Annotated in this window: 17 protein-coding genes; 5 read left to right on the top strand and 12 right to left on the bottom strand. The window is 63.0% G+C overall.

Features of this window, described 5'->3' with window-relative positions:
• Window positions 1-10 precede the first annotated feature (10 nt).
• On the bottom strand, window positions 11-1,162 hold the full coding sequence (locus tag NLY44_RS26605; RefSeq protein WP_023688691.1) for a ceramide glucosyltransferase: 1,152 nt from the start codon (window positions 1,160-1,162) through the stop codon (window positions 11-13).
• A gap of 222 nt (window positions 1,163-1,384) precedes the next feature.
• Here NLY44_RS26605 and apaG point away from each other — a divergent pair, with 222 nt between their 5' ends.
• Window positions 1,385-1,777 carry a Co2+/Mg2+ efflux facilitator ApaG/CorD gene (apaG, locus tag NLY44_RS26600; RefSeq protein WP_023669631.1) on the top strand — a complete coding sequence of 131 codons (393 nt, stop codon included), beginning with the start codon at window positions 1,385-1,387 and terminating at the stop codon, window positions 1,775-1,777.
• A 185-nt stretch (window positions 1,778-1,962) separates the two neighbouring features.
• Here the strand turns inward: apaG and NLY44_RS26595 are convergent, their stop codons facing one another.
• From NLY44_RS26595 to NLY44_RS26585, 3 genes are all read right to left on the bottom strand, one after another.
• On the bottom strand, window positions 1,963-2,994 hold the full coding sequence (locus NLY44_RS26595) for an Hsp33 family molecular chaperone (RefSeq protein WP_031195623.1): 1,032 nt from the start codon (window positions 2,992-2,994) through the stop codon (window positions 1,963-1,965).
• A gap of 108 nt (window positions 2,995-3,102) precedes the next feature.
• Window positions 3,103-4,014 (bottom strand): ornithine carbamoyltransferase, encoded by a 912-nt coding sequence (argF, locus tag NLY44_RS26590; protein ID WP_023669629.1) that lies wholly within the window; start codon window positions 4,012-4,014, stop codon window positions 3,103-3,105.
• A gap of 18 nt (window positions 4,015-4,032) precedes the next feature.
• Window positions 4,033-5,232, bottom strand: a complete 1,200-nt coding sequence (locus NLY44_RS26585; RefSeq protein ID WP_023681950.1) for an aspartate aminotransferase family protein — start codon at window positions 5,230-5,232, stop codon at window positions 4,033-4,035.
• Window positions 5,233-5,590: 358 nt separating this feature from the next.
• On the opposite strand from NLY44_RS26585, the gene NLY44_RS26580 reads away from it, so the two are divergent.
• Entirely contained in the window at window positions 5,591-6,109 is a 519-nt protein-coding gene (locus tag NLY44_RS26580; protein WP_023692533.1) for a GcrA family cell cycle regulator, read from the top strand.
• A 91-nt stretch (window positions 6,110-6,200) separates the two neighbouring features.
• On the opposite strand, the gene NLY44_RS26575 is transcribed toward NLY44_RS26580, so the two are convergent.
• The 3 genes from NLY44_RS26575 to NLY44_RS26565 all read right to left on the bottom strand — a co-directional run bounded on the left by NLY44_RS26575 (window position 6,201) and on the right by NLY44_RS26565 (window position 9,409).
• Entirely contained in the window at window positions 6,201-7,208 is a 1,008-nt protein-coding gene (locus NLY44_RS26575) for a magnesium and cobalt transport protein CorA (protein ID WP_023692534.1), read from the bottom strand.
• A gap of 95 nt (window positions 7,209-7,303) precedes the next feature.
• Window positions 7,304-8,026, bottom strand: a complete 723-nt coding sequence (gene phoU, locus NLY44_RS26570; protein ID WP_023692535.1) for a phosphate signaling complex protein PhoU — start codon at window positions 8,024-8,026, stop codon at window positions 7,304-7,306.
• Between the two features lie 114 nt (window positions 8,027-8,140).
• Window positions 8,141-9,409 carry an ATP-binding protein gene (locus NLY44_RS26565; RefSeq protein WP_023806273.1) on the bottom strand — a complete coding sequence of 423 codons (1,269 nt, stop codon included), beginning with the start codon at window positions 9,407-9,409 and terminating at the stop codon, window positions 8,141-8,143.
• 101 nt (window positions 9,410-9,510) lie between these two features.
• Here NLY44_RS26565 and ppk2 point away from each other — a divergent pair, with 101 nt between their 5' ends.
• The gene (gene ppk2, locus NLY44_RS26560; RefSeq protein WP_023806274.1) at window positions 9,511-10,416 is read left to right on the top strand and encodes a polyphosphate kinase 2; all 906 of its coding nucleotides are present in this window, start codon (window positions 9,511-9,513) and stop codon (window positions 10,414-10,416) included.
• A 201-nt stretch (window positions 10,417-10,617) separates the two neighbouring features.
• Here ppk2 and NLY44_RS26555 read toward each other — a convergent pair whose 3' ends face one another.
• Both NLY44_RS26555 and NLY44_RS26550 read right to left on the bottom strand, forming a co-directional pair.
• Window positions 10,618-11,256 (bottom strand): acyl-homoserine-lactone synthase, encoded by a 639-nt coding sequence (locus NLY44_RS26555; protein ID WP_023681954.1) that lies wholly within the window; start codon window positions 11,254-11,256, stop codon window positions 10,618-10,620.
• A gap of 275 nt (window positions 11,257-11,531) precedes the next feature.
• Entirely contained in the window at window positions 11,532-12,263 is a 732-nt protein-coding gene (locus NLY44_RS26550) for a helix-turn-helix transcriptional regulator (RefSeq protein WP_023669621.1), read from the bottom strand.
• A 296-nt stretch (window positions 12,264-12,559) separates the two neighbouring features.
• Between NLY44_RS26550 and NLY44_RS26545 the strand changes: the two genes are divergently transcribed.
• Window positions 12,560-13,375 (top strand): ABC transporter substrate-binding protein, encoded by an 816-nt coding sequence (locus NLY44_RS26545; protein ID WP_050586840.1) that lies wholly within the window; start codon window positions 12,560-12,562, stop codon window positions 13,373-13,375.
• A gap of 59 nt (window positions 13,376-13,434) precedes the next feature.
• Here NLY44_RS26545 and NLY44_RS26540 read toward each other — a convergent pair whose 3' ends face one another.
• The gene (locus NLY44_RS26540; protein WP_023688697.1) at window positions 13,435-13,848 is read right to left on the bottom strand and encodes a tellurite resistance TerB family protein; all 414 of its coding nucleotides are present in this window, start codon (window positions 13,846-13,848) and stop codon (window positions 13,435-13,437) included.
• Between the two features lie 156 nt (window positions 13,849-14,004).
• On the opposite strand from NLY44_RS26540, the gene NLY44_RS26535 reads away from it, so the two are divergent.
• Window positions 14,005-15,654 carry a lysine--tRNA ligase gene (locus tag NLY44_RS26535; RefSeq protein ID WP_023732412.1) on the top strand — a complete coding sequence of 550 codons (1,650 nt, stop codon included), beginning with the start codon at window positions 14,005-14,007 and terminating at the stop codon, window positions 15,652-15,654.
• Here NLY44_RS26535 and NLY44_RS26530 read toward each other — a convergent pair.
• Both NLY44_RS26530 and NLY44_RS26525 read right to left on the bottom strand, forming a co-directional pair.
• Window positions 15,617-16,489, bottom strand: coding sequence for a thermonuclease family protein (locus tag NLY44_RS26530; protein WP_023806275.1), 873 nt, complete (start codon window positions 16,487-16,489; stop codon window positions 15,617-15,619). The genes NLY44_RS26535 and NLY44_RS26530 overlap by 38 nt on opposite strands.
• A gap of 8 nt (window positions 16,490-16,497) precedes the next feature.
• Complete coding sequence (locus NLY44_RS26525; RefSeq protein WP_023681959.1) at window positions 16,498-17,148, bottom strand: S24 family peptidase; 651 nt, start codon at window positions 17,146-17,148, stop codon at window positions 16,498-16,500.
• Between the last annotated feature and the right edge of the window lie 208 nt (window positions 17,149-17,356).

The following is a 17,356-nucleotide window of genomic DNA, read 5'->3' as shown; positions in this document are numbered from 1 at the left end:
CCGCGAGGCGTCACGCTCCCGACGAAACCTCTTCCAGTTCGGCCGTCTTGGTGCCGATGGTCATGATGTTGCCGCGCCAGTCGACGGCGCCGCTCAGCCAGCCGCGCGCCCAGATGGCGGGAAGCATCATGTCGCGCACCATCATCGCCGGGACCATGCGCAGCGACAGGTGCCAGCCCTTGGCCGCGGCCAGCGCGCATTCGGGAATGTAGGCCGCCGTCAGCACGGCCAACACCGTGGCCGGCAGGCTGATGCCGGCACTTGCGGCCGCCACCAGCGCCAACGCCAGCGGCACGGCGACGCCGGTCAGGATCTCGGGTGCGAAAAACAGCGGGAAAGTGACGCGGCGCAACCGCGCCCAGCGCGCCTGGCGCGACCAGATGTCGGCAAGTCGGCGCTGCCCCAGTGGTTGCTCGAAAGGCGAGGCAACGAGATTGACGTGCAGGCCCAGTCCGTTGACCAGCTTGGTTGCAGCAGCATCCTCGGCGATCTCGGCGGCCAGCGCGCGGATACCGCCACTGGTATCGAGCATCGGCTTGTTCCACAGCATGCTCTTGCCTTGGGCAAAGCCGAGACCGAGCGCCTCGCCGGCATATTGCCAGCGCGCCTGCAGCGTGTTGAGGAACGCGCATTCGACCTCGGCCCAGAAGCCATCCGGCCGCGAGCCGATCGGCGTCGAGCAGATAAGCCCGGTATTGGTCCGCCAGGCCGCCATCAGGTGCTGGACGTAATCCCTAGGCATCAGCACGTTGGAATCCGCCAGAATAACCCAATGATAGCGCGCCGCTTCCCAGCCCTTGACGCAGTTGTTGAGCTTCGGGTTGCTGCTGACGCGGTCGTCGCCGATCAGCAGCCGGGTCGGCACGTTGGGAAACAGGACGATCGCCCTGTTTATCAGTTCGACGACCGGGTCGTCGGCGTGAGCGACGCAGAAGATCAGTTCGTAGATCGGCCAGTCAAGCGAGAAAGCTCGCTGCAGCGTCTCTTGTGTGAACGGCTCCACGCCGCGCGACGGCACGACGATCGAGACCGGCGGCTGCTCGTTGGACGGCGGAGGGATGAGACGGCGCGCTTTCAGCTTCGACGATGCAAGCAGGATGCTGGCGAGATTGGAAAGAAGCAAAGCGGAGGAAGCGAAGGCGGCTGTGAGAGCTGGTTCCATCGAGATCTGGTCACTCCGGAAAGGCCGCTCGCGGCTGCTTTGTCAGTCGACAGATGGGCCTTGAGTCGCCGGCAAGGTTTGCGCACACCAACATTGTCATGTGTCACTTAAATGACATTGTTTGTCGGCACCTGCGCTTTGAGGCTGGCAGGACATGCCGCTCTGCGCGTATCAAACCGCATGGCGCGACAAATGTTCCCTGCCGCGCAACCGGAGCAGCCCATGTACCGCGCCGTCACGCGCAACATCGAAGTGCAGGTCAGACCGTTCTACCTGGAGGACCGCTCGGACCCGGCGGAGAACCGTTATGTCTGGGGCTACCAGGTGACGATCGACAACCAGTCGGACGATTTCGTGCAGCTTATGGCGCGTTACTGGCACATCACCGACGGCAGCGGCCGGGTCGAGGAAGTGCGCGGCGCCGGCGTGGTCGGCGACCAGCCTGAGCTCAATCCCGGCGACAGCTATCAATACACGTCAGGCTGCCCGCTCTCAACGCCCTCCGGCTTCATGGTCGGCCACTACACCATGCGCAACAAAAAGGGCGAGACGTTCGACGTCGCTATTCCCGCGTTTTCGCTGGATCTGCCGGGGACCCGACGGACGGTGAATTAGGGGTTTTCTCCCCGTCACTATACGGGGAGAAATGCCCGGCAGGGCAATGAGGGGCAGCGCCAGAGTCATGAGGTTATCTTCCACGCACATGACCTAGGCTATGCGCGGCCATTCACCAAAGTTCGCGCTGCCCTCATCCGCCCTTCGGGCACCTTCTCCCCGTGAACGGGGAGAAGGAAGAGATGCTACTGAGTTGCAAACTCCGCCGGGTCGAAGTCGTACTGCTTCGAGCAGAACTCGCAGGCGACGTGGATGCCGCCATCTTCGGTGCTGTCCTTGATCTCCTGCGCGGAAAACCCCTCGAGGATGCCGCGTATCTTGTCCCTTGAGCAGGAACATTGGTCGGCGACCGGCACGCCGCCGAAGACGCGCACGCCATGTTCGTGGAACAGCCTGTAGAGCAGCCGCTCGGCGCCGATGGTCGGGTCGATCAGCTCGGTCGGCTCGATGGTGCCGAGCAGCGCCACCAGCTCGCGCCACGAATTGTCGGCCGGCTCCTGCGTCACGTCACGCGGATCGCCGTCGCCGCCCGAAATGTCGGGCACGCGCATGCGCTCGGGTGACTGCGGCAGGAACTGCGCCAGGATGCCGCCGGCGCGCCACTGCTCACGAGCGCCGCCGGGACCTGGCGTCAGAAGCTTGGCCACCGACAGCCTGAGGTCGGTCGGGATCTGCTCCGACTGGCGGAAATAGGTGCGCGCGGCGTCCTCCAGCGTCTCGCCGTCGAGCTGGACGATGCCCTGATAGCGCTGCGTGTGCGCGCCCTGGTCGATGGTCAGCGCCAAAACGCCGCTGCCCAGCAGCGTCTGCTGCGAGGTCTGGCCTGCGGCCACCAGGGCCTCCAGCCGGTCGGCGTCGAAACGCGCATAGGCGCGCAATGCCGAAGGCGTGGAGAAATCCGCGACCAGCATGTCGACCGGGCCGTCGGTGCGGGTCTGCAGGATGAACTTGCCTTCGAATTTGAGCGAGGTGCCGAGCAGCACCGTCAGCACACAGGCTTCCGCGAGCAGGCGGGCGACCGGCTCGGGATAGTCGTGACGGTTGAGGATGGCGTCGAGCATCGGCCCGAGTTGCACGGTGCGGCCGCGCACGTCGAGCGGGCCGACCTCGAAGGGTACGACATGATCGTCGCCGGCATAGCCGAACTCGCCGAGTTTGGGGTGATGTTCAGTCACTTGATGCGTTTCCAACATGACAAAGCTCCAGGGCGCGGCCATGCGGCCCGGAGGGGTGCATGCGTCCAAACGCGCTTGATTTGCGTGATGGGGCGCAAATAGGCATCGCGCCGCCCCGGATCAAGCGCTTGGAGATCAAGCGCCTGGAGATCAAGCGCCCAGACACCAGGCCAAAACCGCCTTCTGGGCGTGGAGCCGGTTCTCGGCTTCGTCGAAGACAACCGAATGCGGACCGTCGATGACCTCGTCGGTGACTTCCTCGCCGCGATGCGCCGGCAGGCAGTGCATGAACAGGGCGTCGGGCTTGGCCCTGGCCATCAGCGCCGCATTGACCTGATAGGGCGAGAAGACATTGTGGCCGCGGGCGCGGTGTTCCTGGCCCATCGACACCCAGCAGTCGGTGACGATGCAGTCGGCTTGGTCGACGGCTTCCTCGGGCGAGCGGGTGAAGTGCAGCTTGCCGCCATTGCTCTTCGACCAGTCGATATGCTTTTGCGCCGGCTCGCTGCCTTCCGGCACTGCGACGTTCAGGTTGAAGCGGAACCGCGCCGAAGCTTCGAGCAGCGAATGCAGCACGTTGTTGCCGTCGCCGGTCCAGGCGATGGTCTTGCCGGCAACCGGACCGCGATGCTCCTCGAAGGTCATGATGTCGGCCATCAGCTGACAGGGATGGGTGTCGTCGGTCAGCCCGTTGATGACCGGAATCGTGGCATTCTCGGTCAGCTCGAGCAGCCGCTCATGCGACGTGGTGCGGATCATGATGGCGTCGACATAGCGCGACAGCACCTTGGCGGTGTCGGCAATGGTCTCGGAACGGCCGAGCTGCATTTCGGTGCCGGTCAGCATGATGGTCTCGCCGCCGAGCTGTCGCATGCCGACGTCGAAGGACACGCGCGTGCGCGTCGACGGCTTGTCGAAGATCATGGCCAGCACCTTGCCTTCGAGCGGTTTGGTCCGTTCGCCGGCCTTGAGGCGCGCCTTGCGCACAACCGCATCGTCCAGCATCAGGCGCAGATCGCCTTCGGAAACGGCGGAAAGATCGGTGAAATGGCGAAGGCTCATCGGGAATGGTTCTCGGGATTACTTCGCGGCGGCCGCGGCGATGGCGTCGGTCAGGCCCTTGGCGCCGGCGCGGATGCGATCGAGCGCTTCGCCGATCTCGGCGTCGGTGACGGTCAGCGGCGGCAGCAGACGAATGACGTTGTCGCCTGCCGGCACCGCCAGCAGATGCTGGTCGCGCAGCGCCATGTTGACCTTGGTGTTGGGCATGGCGCATTTCAGGCCAAGCATCAGGCCGCTGCCCCTGATACCTTCGATGACATCGGGAAATTCGTCGGCGACCGCCGCCAGGCCCTGCTTCATCAGCAATGCCTTGCGCTGGACGTCTTCGAGGAAGCCGTCTTCCAGCACGACGTCGAGCACAGCGTTGCCGACCGCCATGGCCAGCGGATTGCCGCCGAAAGTGGTGCCATGCACGCCTGCCGTCATGCCGACGACAGCGTCGTCGGTGGCGAGGCACGCGCCCATCGGGAAGCCGCCGCCAATGCCCTTGGCAATCGCCATGATGTCGGGCGTCACGCCGGTCCATTCATGCGCGAACAGCTTTCCGGTGCGACCGATACCGCACTGGACCTCATCGAAGATCAGCAGCAGGCCATGCTGGTCGCAGAGCTGCCGCAGCCGCTTCAAGGATTGCGTCGGCACCGGGCGGATGCCGCCCTCGCCCTGTACCGGTTCGATCAGGATCGCGGCGGTCTCTGGTGTGATCGCCTTCTCGGCGGCGTCGATGTCGTCAAAGCCGACCTGGTCGAAGCCTTCGACCTTGGGGCCGAAGCCTTCGAGATATTTGTACTGGCCGCCGGCGGCGATGGTCGCCAGCGTGCGGCCGTGGAAGGCGCCTTCGAAGGTAATGACCCGGAAGCGCTCGGGATGGCCCTTGACGAACTGATAGCGCCGCGCCGTCTTGATCGCGCATTCGAGCGCCTCGGCGCCGGAATTGGTGAAGAACACCTTGTCGGCGAAGGTGGCGTCAGCCAGCCGCTCGCCGAGCCGGGCCTGCCCCGGGATCTCGTAGAGATTGGAGACGTGCCAGAGCTTGGCCGCCTGTTCGGTAAGCGCCGAGACCAGATGCGGATGGCTGTGGCCCAGCGAATTGACCGCGATGCCGCCAGCGAAATCGAGATATCGCTCGCCCTTGTCGGTAACCAGCCAGGTGCCTTCGCCATGATCGAAGGCCAAAGGGGCGCGGGCAAAGGTCTCGTAAAGCGCCGAACCGCTCATTATATGCGTCTCCGGTACCGGAAAAATCAAAAAAGCCGCCAAAGCGGCGGCCTTTGCGGCTTATCGTGTTTTTCGGCCATGAAGTCAACGAAAACGTCGTGCAGAGGCGCGTGGCCAGCTCCCGACGAGACGCCGGCTCATAAGCGACCGGGCAAGTTGGGGAAAACCTAAAAAACCGATTCGTGTTGCACCTGGGACTCTTGTCACCGAGTCAACACATGAGGTAATTGTAGTCGGGAAATAACTAGATTTCGTGCGGCGGACCTAATCACCTAATATATGTGGTGTCTGCCCCGGCAAAGATTGCCGGGTCGGGAACGGATTCCGGCTGCCGCACACATAGCAGGAGCGCGGTCTCATGAACTGGACTGACGAGCGGGTCGAACTTCTCAGGAAACTGTGGTCGGAGGGCTTGAGCGCAAGCCAGATCGCCGCACAACTCGGCGGGGTCAGCCGCAACGCGGTCATCGGCAAGGTGCACCGGCTGAAGCTGTCGGGCCGCGGACGCTCGACCGCGACGCCGGCGCGTCAGAAGAAGACAACGCAGGGATCTTCGATCCAGAAATCGGTGCCGCGCGCCGCAACCGCGCAGCGCCATGTCACGACTTCGATCGGGGCGAACGCGCTGCAGGCGCAGTTCGACGCCGAGCCAGTGGCGCGCCACTACATCCGCCCGGTCGAAAACGTCGTCGTGCCGATCTCGCGGCATCTGCAGCTCACCGATCTCACCGAGCGCACCTGCAAATGGCCGAATGGCGATCCGCTGTCGGAAGACTTCAACTTCTGCGGCAACGAGGCGGCTGAAACCGGACCTTACTGCAAGTACCACGCAAGGGTGGCGTTCCAGCCGGCTTCAGAGCGGCGCAGGAGCCGGTAGTTAGGGATTGGGGACTGGGCAGTAGGGAATGGGGTAGCGCTCGTGAGGCGCTACCTTATTCTGCCTACTGCCTACTGCCTACTGCCTACCATCACAGCCACCCACTCTTCCGAAATCGCCAATACAAAAACGAGCAGATCAGCGCGATCGAGACCAATACGACGGGATAGCCGTATTGCATCTTCAGTTCCGGCATGTCGTCGAAATTCATGCCGTAAATGCCGGCGAGCGCCGTCGGCACCGCCAGGATCGCCGCCCATGAGGCCAGCTTCTTGGTGTTCGCGGTTTCCTGGCTCTGGCCGACCAGCAGGCTGGCTTCGAAAGCGAAGGCCAGAACCTCGCGCAGGCTGTCGATCTTTTCCTGCACGGTGCGGATATGGTCGGTGACATCGCGAAACAGCGGATGCATTGCGGTATGGATCTGCGGCAGTTCGGCGCTGGTCAGCCGGCGGCAGACCTCGACCAGCGGCAGCGCCGCATTGCGCAGGCGCAACAGATCGCGGCGCAGCATATAGAGCCGCTCGATGTCGGGACCGGTCATCGGCTTCAGCAGCACCCTGTCCTCGATCGCCTCGACCTCGTCCTCGATCTGCTCTAGCACCGGCATGTAGTTGTCGACGATGAAGTCGAGGATGGCGTAGAGGACGAAATCCTCGCCCTTGGCCAGTGAGTGCGGACAGCTTTCCCAGTGCTGGCGCACGGCGGCGTATGAGGTCGAGGGACCATGCCTGACGCTGACGATATAGCCTGAGCCGACGAACAGATGCGTCTCGCCGAAGGTGACGCGTCCGTCGATCAGCTGTGCAGTGCGGGCAACGATGAACAGCGCATCGCCATATTGCTCGATCTTCGGCCGCTGGTGCGGATGTTCGGCGTCTTCAATCGCCAGCTCATGCAAATGGAATTGCGCCTTGACGCGCAGCAGAAGCTCGCGGTCGGGTTCGAGCAGCCCGATCCAGACGACATGGCCCGACTTCTTGGCCCATTCGCCGGCTTCTTCGATCGGAATGTCGGCGATGCGCTTGCCGGCGGTGTAGACGCTCGACGCGATGATGCCGGACGATGCCGGCGCCGGCTTGAACTCTCGGACATATTCCATCGCAGCCTCCTGAGCGCCTGGCCTTGGCCAGGAACCGAGACGCTAACATCCAGGTAGTTTAGCGCAATATGATTAAGCGTTCGAGGGGAGCGCGATCACTTCACCGGCAGCGCCGGAAGGGCAACCTTGTCGGTCTTGTCGCCCTTTGGACGCTCGGCCGGCAACTGCTCGCCGGTGACGATGTAGTAGATCGTCTCGGCAATGTTGGTGGCGTGGTCGCCGATGCGCTCGATGTTCTTGGCGCAAAACAGCAGATGCGTGCACGGCGTGATGTTGCGCGGATCTTCCATCATGTAGGTCAAAAGCTCGCGAAACAGCGAGGTGTACATGGCGTCGATCTGGTCGTCGCGGTCGCGAACGAAGCCTATTTTCTCGACCGAGCGCGAGGCATAGACGTCGAGCACTTCCTTGAGCTGGGTCAAAGCGAGTTCGGCAAGCGCCTCGAGGCCGCGAAACAGGCTGGTCGGCTGGCGGCCGTCAATGACGCTGACCACACGCTTGGCGACGTTCTTGGCGAGGTCACCGACCCGTTCGAGGTCGGCCGAAATGCGGATGGCGCCGACGATCTCGCGCAGATCCGTCGCCATGGGCTGGCGCTTGGCGATGATGACGATGGCTTTGTCGTCGATTTCGCGCTGGCCATCGTCAAGCACGATGTCGTCACGAATGACCTTCTGGGCGAGGCCGGGATCGGCATTGACCAGCGCCTGGATCGCCTGCTCGACCATGCGCTCGGCATGGCCGCCCATCGCAGCGATGCGCTTCGCCAGGTATTTCAGCTCTTCGTCATAGGCGCTGACAATGTGTACGGACTGCATGGGCGAAATGCCTTCCTTAAATCTTTGGCCTTTGAGTCGTTTCCTCGACCCCTGTGCTGATACGCTAGCCGGATGACAGAAAGAAGAAACAGGCAGTTAGCAGATAGTACCGCCTCAGCCTGCCGGCAAATGGACCGTGAACGCCGCGCCCTTGCCAACCTCCGACTTGATCGAAAGCCGGGCGTTGTGGCGCGTCAGAATATGCTTGACGATGGACAGGCCAAGACCGGTGCCTTTCTGCGTGCGGCTGCTCTCCACGTCGACGCGATAGAAGCGCTCGGTAATGCGCGGTATGTGCTCTTCCGGGATGCCCGGGCCATAGTCCCTGATGGTGACATCGATGCCCGGTTCCGGGCCGGCCTCGCCCCGCGCGATCGACACTGTGACGCGTCCGCCAGGCTGGCCGTATTTGCAGGCGTTTTCCAAGAGATTCTCGAACACCTGGAACAGCTCGTCGCGGTCTCCGGGCACGTCGAGCGGCCCCTCGGCGTAGTCGCGTTCGATGACGACGCCGTTCTCGCTGGCGAGCGGGCCCAGTGAATCGATGACGCTGTCGATGGACTGGCGCAGATCGACCTCGGTTCCCGGCCTCAGGTAAGGCTTCATTTCAAGCCTCGACAGCGACAGGAGATCGTCGATGAGGCGCGCCATGCGGCCGGTCTGGTTCTGCATGATCTGCAGGAACTGCTCGCGCGCCGCCGGATCGTTGCGGGCCGGGCCGCGCAAAGTCTCGATGAAGCCCGAGATCGAAGCAAGCGGGGTGCGCAACTCGTGGCTGGCATTGGCTATGAAGTCAGCGCGCATGCGGTCGATGCGGCGCGTCTCACTCTGGTCCTTGAATACCAGCACATAGAGGTCGGTGGCGTGGCCGACCGAGGACGCGCTGACCCGGTAGGCCCGTTCCACCGGCAGCTTCTCGGTGTAGTCGACGGCATCCGAGGCGACGGTTCCCGACAGCACGCGGTCCAGCAATGCCTGCATTTCCGGCGCGCGGAATTTTAGCGGCAGCGACAGGCCGGGCGCGATACCGACAAAGGCGGCAAAGGCGGCGGCATTGGCGTGGACGATGGTGGCGGTGCGGTCGAAGATGATCAGCGGATCGGCAACGGCAGCCGCAAGATATTCGCCGGAAAGCCGCTGCAGCCCGCTCGCCTCGACCGTGGTAATGGTCTTCTCAGCAGACCGGCTGGCGCCACCGGTTGGCAGAAGCGCGGCAGCCAGCAGCACCGTCAACGCAGCCAGGACGACATAGGCAGAGATATCGGCAAAAACATAAACGGCCAGGATAGCGATCGCACCGGCGGCCAGCAGCCATCGGCTGTTCCACAGCCGGCCGGCGACGGCCTGCCCCGTGGTTGTCCGCTCTGCCCCGGTGTCAGCCATCGTGCTTTCCGTGCTTCTGCGCCGGTCCCTCCGAAACTTCCGCTGGACCGAGTTTGAGGCCCCCCATAGCATGAGTCCGCAAGCTGGAAAGGTTCGTCTCGATGAAAAAAGCCAAGGAAAGTCCCGCCGCAGAGCCGGCAAAGGGGCCGCTGAAGATCAAGGTGGACGGCAAGGAGCGGGAGTTCGACATCGAAAACCCTGAGCTTCCCAGCTGGATCGAGGACCACAAACTGACCGCAGGCGACTACCCCTACGACAAGAAAATGAAGAGCGAGGAGTATGACGAGACGCTGGAGCGGCTGCAGATCGAACTGGTCAAGGCGCAGGCCTGGCTCCGGGCGACCGGCAGCAGAGTGATGTCGCTGTTCGAGGGGCGCGATGCCGCCGGCAAGGGCGGCACCATCTCGGTGCTGCGCCAGTATCTCAATCCTCGAACCGCGCGCAATGTGGCGCTGACCAAGCCGACCCCAACCGAAGTCGGGCAATGGTACTACCAGCGCTACGTCGCCCATTTCCCGACATCGGGCGATTTCGTCACCTTCGACCGGTCCTGGTACAACCGCGGCGGCGTCGAGCCGGTGATGGGCTTCTGCACACCGGAACAGCATGCAAAATTCCTCGACGAGACGCCGCATTTCGAGCGGATGATCTCCAACGACGGCATCTATTTCTTCAAATTCTGGCTCAACATCGGCCGCGAAACCCAGCTCGAACGGTTTCACGACCGCCGCTGGTCTCCGCTGAAGAACTGGAAGTTCTCGCCGATCGATATTGCCGGCATTACCAAATGGGACGACTACACCAAGGCGCGCGACCAGATGGTCGAGTGCACGCACAAGCAGTTCGCGCCCTGGATCATCGTGCGGGCCAATGACAAGCGGCGCTCGCGGCTGGCCGTCATGCGGCGCATCCTGTTGTCGCTGCCCTATGATGGGCGCGATCTCGACGCCATCGGCAAGGAAGACAAAAAGATCGTCGGCGAAGGGCCGTCGTTTCTCGAGAAGTAGAGACTGGCCTCGATAGGCAGAGGCTGAAATTACAGAGCCCACCCCCACACGGAGGTGGGCTCTGTGGCCATTGTCTAAAGCGCATCGCATTTGAACGGATTCACGCGACGCGCTTTAGGTCTTTGTTTCATGCATGTCGTTCTCTCAAAACCGGGGCCACTTTGAGCGACATGCATTAAAGCGCGTCGGGTGAAGACAGTCTCACGACGCCTGCCGCATGCCGAGCATGTGGGGGGTGCCCCTGGCCAACACCGGGGCGTGATGGTTGCGGCGCGAACGCACGACATCCAGCGTATGCTCGTTGAAGGTCAGCAGTGTGGCGACGACCTGCTGGTTGCCATAGGTGCGCTGGTAACCGAGCGGCGTCGCCAGGAAGTGCAACTGCAGCGTCCGCAGCACCCACACCGGCTCGACCTCGATAATGACCTGATCGACATTGCGAGCAAGGCCCCATTCGACGAAGCCGGCGATCAGTTCGGTGCCGACCGTAGACACGCCGCGCTTGCCATCGCGAAAGCCTGGCGCCACCGCGTAACGGGTTAGCTCCCAGACATTCGGTCCCGAAGGGCGCTTTCCCTCGCAGAGTTCCGGCATCACATCGCTAAGGAGATGCGGCCGTGTGGTCGGCAGCATCCGATGATAGCCTGCAAGCTCGCCATTGCGTATGACAAGGTGGTGTTCGGCCTCATCATGGTCGAATTGATCGATTTCGAGGCCGTCAGGGCGATCGAGATCGGTCCACCGCATCTCATCGACGAAGACCTTGTAACGCAGGCGATGGACGGCCTCCCATAGGTCGGGACGTTCCATCAGTTGTTGAGTGGTAAGGGAAAATAGCATTAGCCGTCTCCTGGGCTTAAGAGGAAGATACGACCGGGCTTTCCCGAAAAAATTGCGCGAAGGTGTTGGCAAGGATTTCCAGGCTGCCACAGCCGACATGGCTAATATAGCTGCGCCTAAACGCCTCCGCGATGGCGTGCACCCTGTTGGCGACGCCGAGTCTGCTTTTGGCGTTAAGAAAGCATTAGCCGTCTCAAGAGGACGACAGGGGCCGGTCTTTTCTGAAGATATGACGCCGACAATGCGGCCATAAATTTCGGGCCGCCAGAACCGGCCTAGCTGATATAGCCGTGCCTGACTGCTTCGGCTACTGCCTGCACACGGTTGGCGGCGCCTAGTTTGCTCTTGGCGTTGAGAAGGTGTTTCTCAGAGGTATGCTCCGAGATGCCGAGGATCTGCGAAATCTCCCACTCGGATTTTCCGACCGCCGCCCATTGCAGGCATTCGCGCTCGCGCGGCGTCAATTCAATGTGATCGATAGATTTGCCGGCCGTCGTTTGAAGCTGCATGGCGCGGCCGATGGCATAGGTGGAGGCCAGCGAGACCATTGCGAATTCGGCTTCGGACAGTTCGACCGCCTCACCGCCCAGCGAGACCAGCGCGATCTGGCCTTCGAGCGTGATCAGCGGGAAGGCGAGGCCGTCACGCAGCTTGAACTGGCGGGCGTCGCGCATTACCTCGGCGCTGCTCTTGTCGGCGGGCATGCTTTGAACGGCATCGCGCCATTGGAATGGCGCCCGAAACTGCTTCAAATGGCTGACGACCGGATCGTGGTCGACGTAGTTGCGCGATAAGTAACGCTCCAGCCATTCGCTAGGCCAATCGCAGAGCAGCACATGGTCCTTCGTCTGGCTGCTTGGTGTACCGGGCTGCGGCACCGTTGCGGCTATCAGGGCCGTCAATCCGAAATTCGAGGTGACACTAAGTAGCTGCTCGCACACCGCAGCCGACGTGTCGGCACGCTGCACCCGGTCAATATATTCAAGTGTCCGGTCAAAATAACCCATCGCAACATCTACCCCATGTTGCCTACCGCTCTTGAGACCGATGCTACGTGCCTGCCCCGCACTTAGCCATCAACCCCGGATTGCAAAGCCACATCCTTAGCTTTTCTAACGCCAGCGACCGCCAACCCCGGGCCGACTCTGTGCGGCTATTTGCAACCTCGCCAAAGCATAACCCGAAATTTGCCCTTTGAAATCAAAAACAATTGTGCCTGCGCCGTTTTCGTATCACAAGCCAACGGCCAAGACGGGCGGAGTTTTTTGTGACATCACGCTGGATAACCATCGCCTTGCTGTCGATGCTGATCGGAGTGCAGCCGTTTGCCGGCGCTGTGCGGGCAGCGGAACCGCAGGTGCCGGTGCTTTGGGATGCCAAGGAGCGGCTGCCGAAGCCGGACCTTGCGGCGCTGCCGAGGCTCAGGTTCCTCACCACAACCGATTTCCCGCCCTTCAATTTTCTCGACGGCACGGGCCGACTGTCCGGCTTCCACATCGACCTGGCGCGGGCGATTTGCGCCGAACTCGACATCGCCGACAAATGCCAGATCCAGGCGCTGCCCTGGGCCGAACTCGACGACGCGTTGCAGAAGGGCGAAGGCGAGGCGATCATCGCCGGCATCGCCGCAACGCCGGAGACGCGGGCGAAGTACAGCTTTTCGCGCTCCTATCTACAGTTTCCGGCGCGCTTCATCATGCCGAAGACCAAGGCCTTCGCCGAGCCGATCCTCGACAAATTGCGCTCGAAGCGGGTCGGCGTGCTGGCCGGCTCGGCGCATGAAAAGATGCTGCGCGATTATTTCGGCACCGTGCAGATCATCCGCTTTCAACGGCCGGAAGACCTCTACAGCGACTTGAAGAGCGCCAAGATCGATGCCGCCTTCGGCGACGGCATGCGCTTTTCCTTCTGGCTGGGCGGCACGGACGCCGCCGGTTGCTGCCGCTTCGCCGGTGGACCCTACCTGGCGCCGGAATATCTGGGGTCCGGCATGACCATTGCCACCCGGGCCAGCGACCCAGCGCTGGCCGCAGCCATGGACTACGCGCTGCAGGAGATATCGGTGAAAGGCACCTTCGCCGAATTCTACCTGCGCTATTTCCCGGTCAGTTTCTTCTGATCCGGTTCCCGGTCAGCTTTTTCTGATCCGGTCCCGGTCAGCTTCCTTTAGGGGCTGGATCAGGTCAGCGTGCGCAGGCGGGCCTTCGCCCCGCGCGCGATGGCTGCGGCGGTCAGCGTGTCGAGATCGAGCTCACGCCGGATCAACTGCAGCACCCGCAATTCCTCCATGCGCATTTCTAGATCGACGGCGGCAACCTCGAAGGCCGCGGCATAGGCGGTGTCGTGCAGCCGTTCGGGCAAAGTCTCGGCGACACGCTCGAGCACGCCTTCCAACCCATCCTTTTCATGCAGCATCTTCTGGCAGTCCTGCGCAATGGCGATCAGCCTGTCCTGCTTGAAATCCTCGAACACCGGCCAGCTGCGGACGACGTCGCCGATGCGCGCCAGTTCGATATCGGTCATGTCGCGATCGGAAGCCGAGGTGATGACCATCAGGTAGATCAGGGCTTCATGGGTGGACGGCAACGGCATTCAAAACTCCTTGATAGTGAGGGTCGAAGGTAGGGACGCCACGGCGCCGTCGCAACGAAAACGCCTGATATCGTTGACGCTCCGCCCTGTCGCGCCTAGAGACCCGGTTGAAAAATCTTACCAGCCGCGAAAGCCGGCCATGACTGGAACTTTGACATGACGGGATCAAACATCGCCGATCTCAACCCCGAAATGCTTGCGGCAGCCGCCGAAAGCAAGGCCTGGCCGTTCGAGGAAGCCAAAAAGATCATCGAGCGCTACAAGGGCGGCGACTTCCCGGAGATCGTCCTGTTCGAGACCGGCTACGGCCCGTCGGGCCTGCCGCATATCGGCACGTTCGGCGAGGTCGCGCGCACCTCGATGGTGCGCCATGCCTTTCACGTGCTGACCGGGAACAAGGTCAAGACCAAGCTGCTCTGCTTCTCCGACGATATGGACGGCATGCGCAAAATCCCCGACAATGTGCCGGATCGCGCAGCGCTCGAGCCCTATCTGCATATGCCCCTGTCGGCGGTGCCCAATCCGTTCGGCGGCGACTATCCGAGCTTTGGCGACCACAACAACGCGATGCTGTGCCGCTTCCTCGACACGTTCGGCTTCGACTACGAATTCGCCAGCGCCACGCAGTACTACAAGGCCGGCCGCTTCGATGCGATGCTGGTGCGCGCCGCCGAGCGCTATGAGCAGATCATGGCGGTGATGCTGCCGACGCTGGGGCCGGAGCGGCAGGCAACCTACAGCCCGTTCCTGCCGATCTCGCCGAAGAGCGGGCGCGTGCTCTACGTGCCGATGAAGCATGTCGACGCCAAGGCCGGCAACATCACCTTCGACGATGAGGGCACCGAGACCACGCTTTCGGTGACCGGCGGGAAGGTCAAGCTGCAGTGGAAGCCGGATTTCGGCATGCGCTGGGCAGCGCTCGGCGTCGATTTCGAAATGTTCGGCAAGGACCACCAGACGAACGCGGTGATCTACGACCGCATCTGCAACATTCTCGGCGGGCGCGCGCCCGAGCATTTCGTCTACGAACTGTTCCTGGACGAGAACGGCCAGAAGATCTCGAAGTCGAAGGGCAACGGGCTGACCATCGACGAATGGCTGCGCTACGCGCCGACCGAAAGCCTCGGCCTCTATATGTATCAGCGGCCAAGGCAGGCGAAAAAGCTCTATTTCGACGTCATCCCACGCGCCGTCGACGAGTACTACACCTTCCTCAACGCCTATCCGCGCCAGGACTGGAAGGAGCGGCTGGGCAATCCGGTCTGGCACATGCATGACGGCAAGCCGCCTTCCATCGACATGCCGGTGCCGTTCTCGCTGCTGCTCAACCTGGTCAGCGCCTCCAACGCGCAAAACAAGGATGTGCTGTGGGGCTTCATCTCGCGCCATGCATCTGGCGTGACGCCAGCGACGCATCCCGAACTCGACCAGCTGGTCGGTTTCGCCATCCGCTACTTCGACGATTTCGTGAAGCCGACGAAGACCTTCCGGCCGGCCGACGATGTCGAACGCGTGGCGCTGGAAGCGCTTGGCAACGCGCTTGCTGGCCTGCCGGCCGGCGCCGACGGCGAAGCGATCCAGAACGCTTCGCTCAACGTGGCGCGCAAGATCGAACGCTATCAGGACCATTCGAAGAAGAGCCCGGACGGCGGCCCTGGTGTCTCGGGCGCTTTCTTCCAGATGATCTACCAGGTGCTGATCGGCCAGGAACGCGGACCGCGCTTCGGTTCGTTCGCAGCCCTCTACGGCATCGCCGAAACCCGCGCGCTCATTGAGCGGGCGCTGGCTGGTCAGCTGGCGGCGTAATTTCCGTCCCGGCCGGCGGCATCTCGGCAACCGGGACATCGAGGATCGGTTGCGACGCTGTCGGGGCGGCAACCGGCATCGGCGCCGGTGGCAGGCCGCCAAGATCGGGAGCTGCGCCGAAGACGCCCTTCTTGGCGGCGCGCGCCTTGTCGCCCGCTTCGACATAGGGGCCGCCTGCCGTGGCGCGCGCCCAGCCGTTTTCGACCAGCCACTGGCCGACATCCAGCTTGCCGATGCGGCATTCGGCGGCGATCAGCGCACGGTCGGCCTCCGGCGGCACCTTGCAGGCAACGGCCCGGCCGCGCAGGAAAGACCGGAACGCGGTGCGCGCCCTGATACCGCAAGCCCAGGACTTGCCGCCCTCGGTGCAGGTCTCGTCTTGCCTGACGATGTCGATGCCGGAGACCGTCACGGAATAACCATTGGCTTCGACCAGGCCGGCGGCGGCCGCGACCGGCTGGAACAGTTTTGTTCCTCCCCAGTCGTCGACCGCTCTGCGCCCACGCGGCTTGGGCGGCCCGGCCAGCGCCAGGTCGCTCAGCGGCGCGCGTGGCTCAACCCGTTCAAGTTCTTCTACCAGCAGCGGCGGCGGAGCGATGGCCTCGGGATCGATCGCCCTCGAATGCACCTGAGACGAGTGCATCGGAGGCTTGACGGGCTGGACCTCGGGGATCGCCGACGTCGCCGGCTCCTCGGGCACGGCCTCGGTGTCCGGGTCGATCTGGTCGACAGTAATGGCGGGGCCGTCGCGATGCAGCGCGCGACCGCCGGCGACGACAATGGCGACCATCACCGGGATCGCCAGGAGGGCTATGAGGATTTGAAGCAGACGCACCGCGAGACCTACTGGCTTGCCCAGACGATCCGCGCCACCCATTCGACATCGCGCATCGCGATGTCGCGGTCCGGATGGTCGGGGTTGAGCGAAATCAGCACGATCGATTTCGTCGTCTGGCGGTCGAGCACCTTGGCCATGACTTCGCCGGCATTGGTCTTGACGACGACGCGGTCGCCCTTGCGGGTAGCGGCGCCCGGCTCGACGATCAGCACATCGCCATTGCGGTACAGCGGCAGCATGGAATCGCCCTGCACCTTCAACGCATAAGAGGTTTCGGTCGCCCGTGCCGGAAGCTCGACAAGGTCCCAGCCCTGGCCTGAGGGATAGCCGGCATCATCGAAGAAGCCGCCGGCGCCGGCCTGGGCAAAGCCGAGCAGCGGCACCGCCGAACGCTGCGCGGCTACCGAGCCCGAAGCGGCCTTGGCACGGCCTTCGACCAGCCCGGTGAATTCGTCGAGCGAGGCGCCGGTCGCCTCGATGATCTTCGCCAGCGATTCGGTCGACGGCCAGCGCGGCCGTCCATCCGAGGACAGCCGCTTCGATTTGTTGAAAGCGGTGGAGTCCAGACCGGCTCGCCGGGCCAGGCCGGAGGCCGACAACGAATAGCGCTCAGCGAGAGCGTCGATGGCTGCCCAAACTCGGTCATGCGAGAGCAATTCGCTCTCCTCAAAACAGGAAAAATACCTTTTCCTTCTAACGCGCGGTCATCCGATTGTCCACCGGCGCGCGGCCCGATCCCCTAAAAAGCTGTGTGCGGCGAAGTCGTCATGGATGCCTCAAACTGCCTTGGCAAGGCTGCGCAATCCCTGGTCGGAGCTCATGAAACCCCGCTCGGCCTAGGTCGGCGGTCGCGGTTGAACGGAG

The sequence above is a fragment of the Mesorhizobium sp. C089B genome (assembly GCF_030323125.1).
Lineage (GTDB): Bacteria > Pseudomonadota > Alphaproteobacteria > Rhizobiales > Rhizobiaceae > Mesorhizobium.
This window is presented reverse-complemented; position numbering and strand designations above follow the sequence as displayed.

Excerpts from the sequence above, each read along its gene's own strand:
- NLY44_RS26605 (WP_023688691.1), bottom strand. The coding sequence starts at position 1,162 with ATGGAACCAGCTCTCACAGCCGCCTTCGCTTCCTCCGCTTTGCTTCTT.
- apaG (WP_023669631.1), top strand. The coding sequence starts at position 1,385 with ATGTACCGCGCCGTCACGCGCAACATCGAAGTGCAGGTCAGACCGTTC.
- NLY44_RS26595 (WP_031195623.1), bottom strand. The coding sequence starts at position 2,994 with ATGGCCGCGCCCTGGAGCTTTGTCATGTTGGAAACGCATCAAGTGACT.
- argF (WP_023669629.1), bottom strand. The coding sequence starts at position 4,014 with ATGAGCCTTCGCCATTTCACCGATCTTTCCGCCGTTTCCGAAGGCGAT.
- NLY44_RS26585 (WP_023681950.1), bottom strand. The coding sequence starts at position 5,232 with ATGAGCGGTTCGGCGCTTTACGAGACCTTTGCCCGCGCCCCTTTGGCC.
- NLY44_RS26580 (WP_023692533.1), top strand. The coding sequence starts at position 5,591 with ATGAACTGGACTGACGAGCGGGTCGAACTTCTCAGGAAACTGTGGTCG.
- NLY44_RS26575 (WP_023692534.1), bottom strand. The coding sequence starts at position 7,208 with ATGGAATATGTCCGAGAGTTCAAGCCGGCGCCGGCATCGTCCGGCATC.
- phoU (WP_023692535.1), bottom strand. The coding sequence starts at position 8,026 with ATGCAGTCCGTACACATTGTCAGCGCCTATGACGAAGAGCTGAAATAC.
- NLY44_RS26565 (WP_023806273.1), bottom strand. The coding sequence starts at position 9,409 with ATGGCTGACACCGGGGCAGAGCGGACAACCACGGGGCAGGCCGTCGCC.
- ppk2 (WP_023806274.1), top strand. The coding sequence starts at position 9,511 with ATGAAAAAAGCCAAGGAAAGTCCCGCCGCAGAGCCGGCAAAGGGGCCG.
- NLY44_RS26555 (WP_023681954.1), bottom strand. The coding sequence starts at position 11,256 with ATGCTATTTTCCCTTACCACTCAACAACTGATGGAACGTCCCGACCTA.
- NLY44_RS26550 (WP_023669621.1), bottom strand. The coding sequence starts at position 12,263 with ATGGGTTATTTTGACCGGACACTTGAATATATTGACCGGGTGCAGCGT.
- NLY44_RS26545 (WP_050586840.1), top strand. The coding sequence starts at position 12,560 with ATGCTGATCGGAGTGCAGCCGTTTGCCGGCGCTGTGCGGGCAGCGGAA.
- NLY44_RS26540 (WP_023688697.1), bottom strand. The coding sequence starts at position 13,848 with ATGCCGTTGCCGTCCACCCATGAAGCCCTGATCTACCTGATGGTCATC.
- NLY44_RS26535 (WP_023732412.1), top strand. The coding sequence starts at position 14,005 with ATGACGGGATCAAACATCGCCGATCTCAACCCCGAAATGCTTGCGGCA.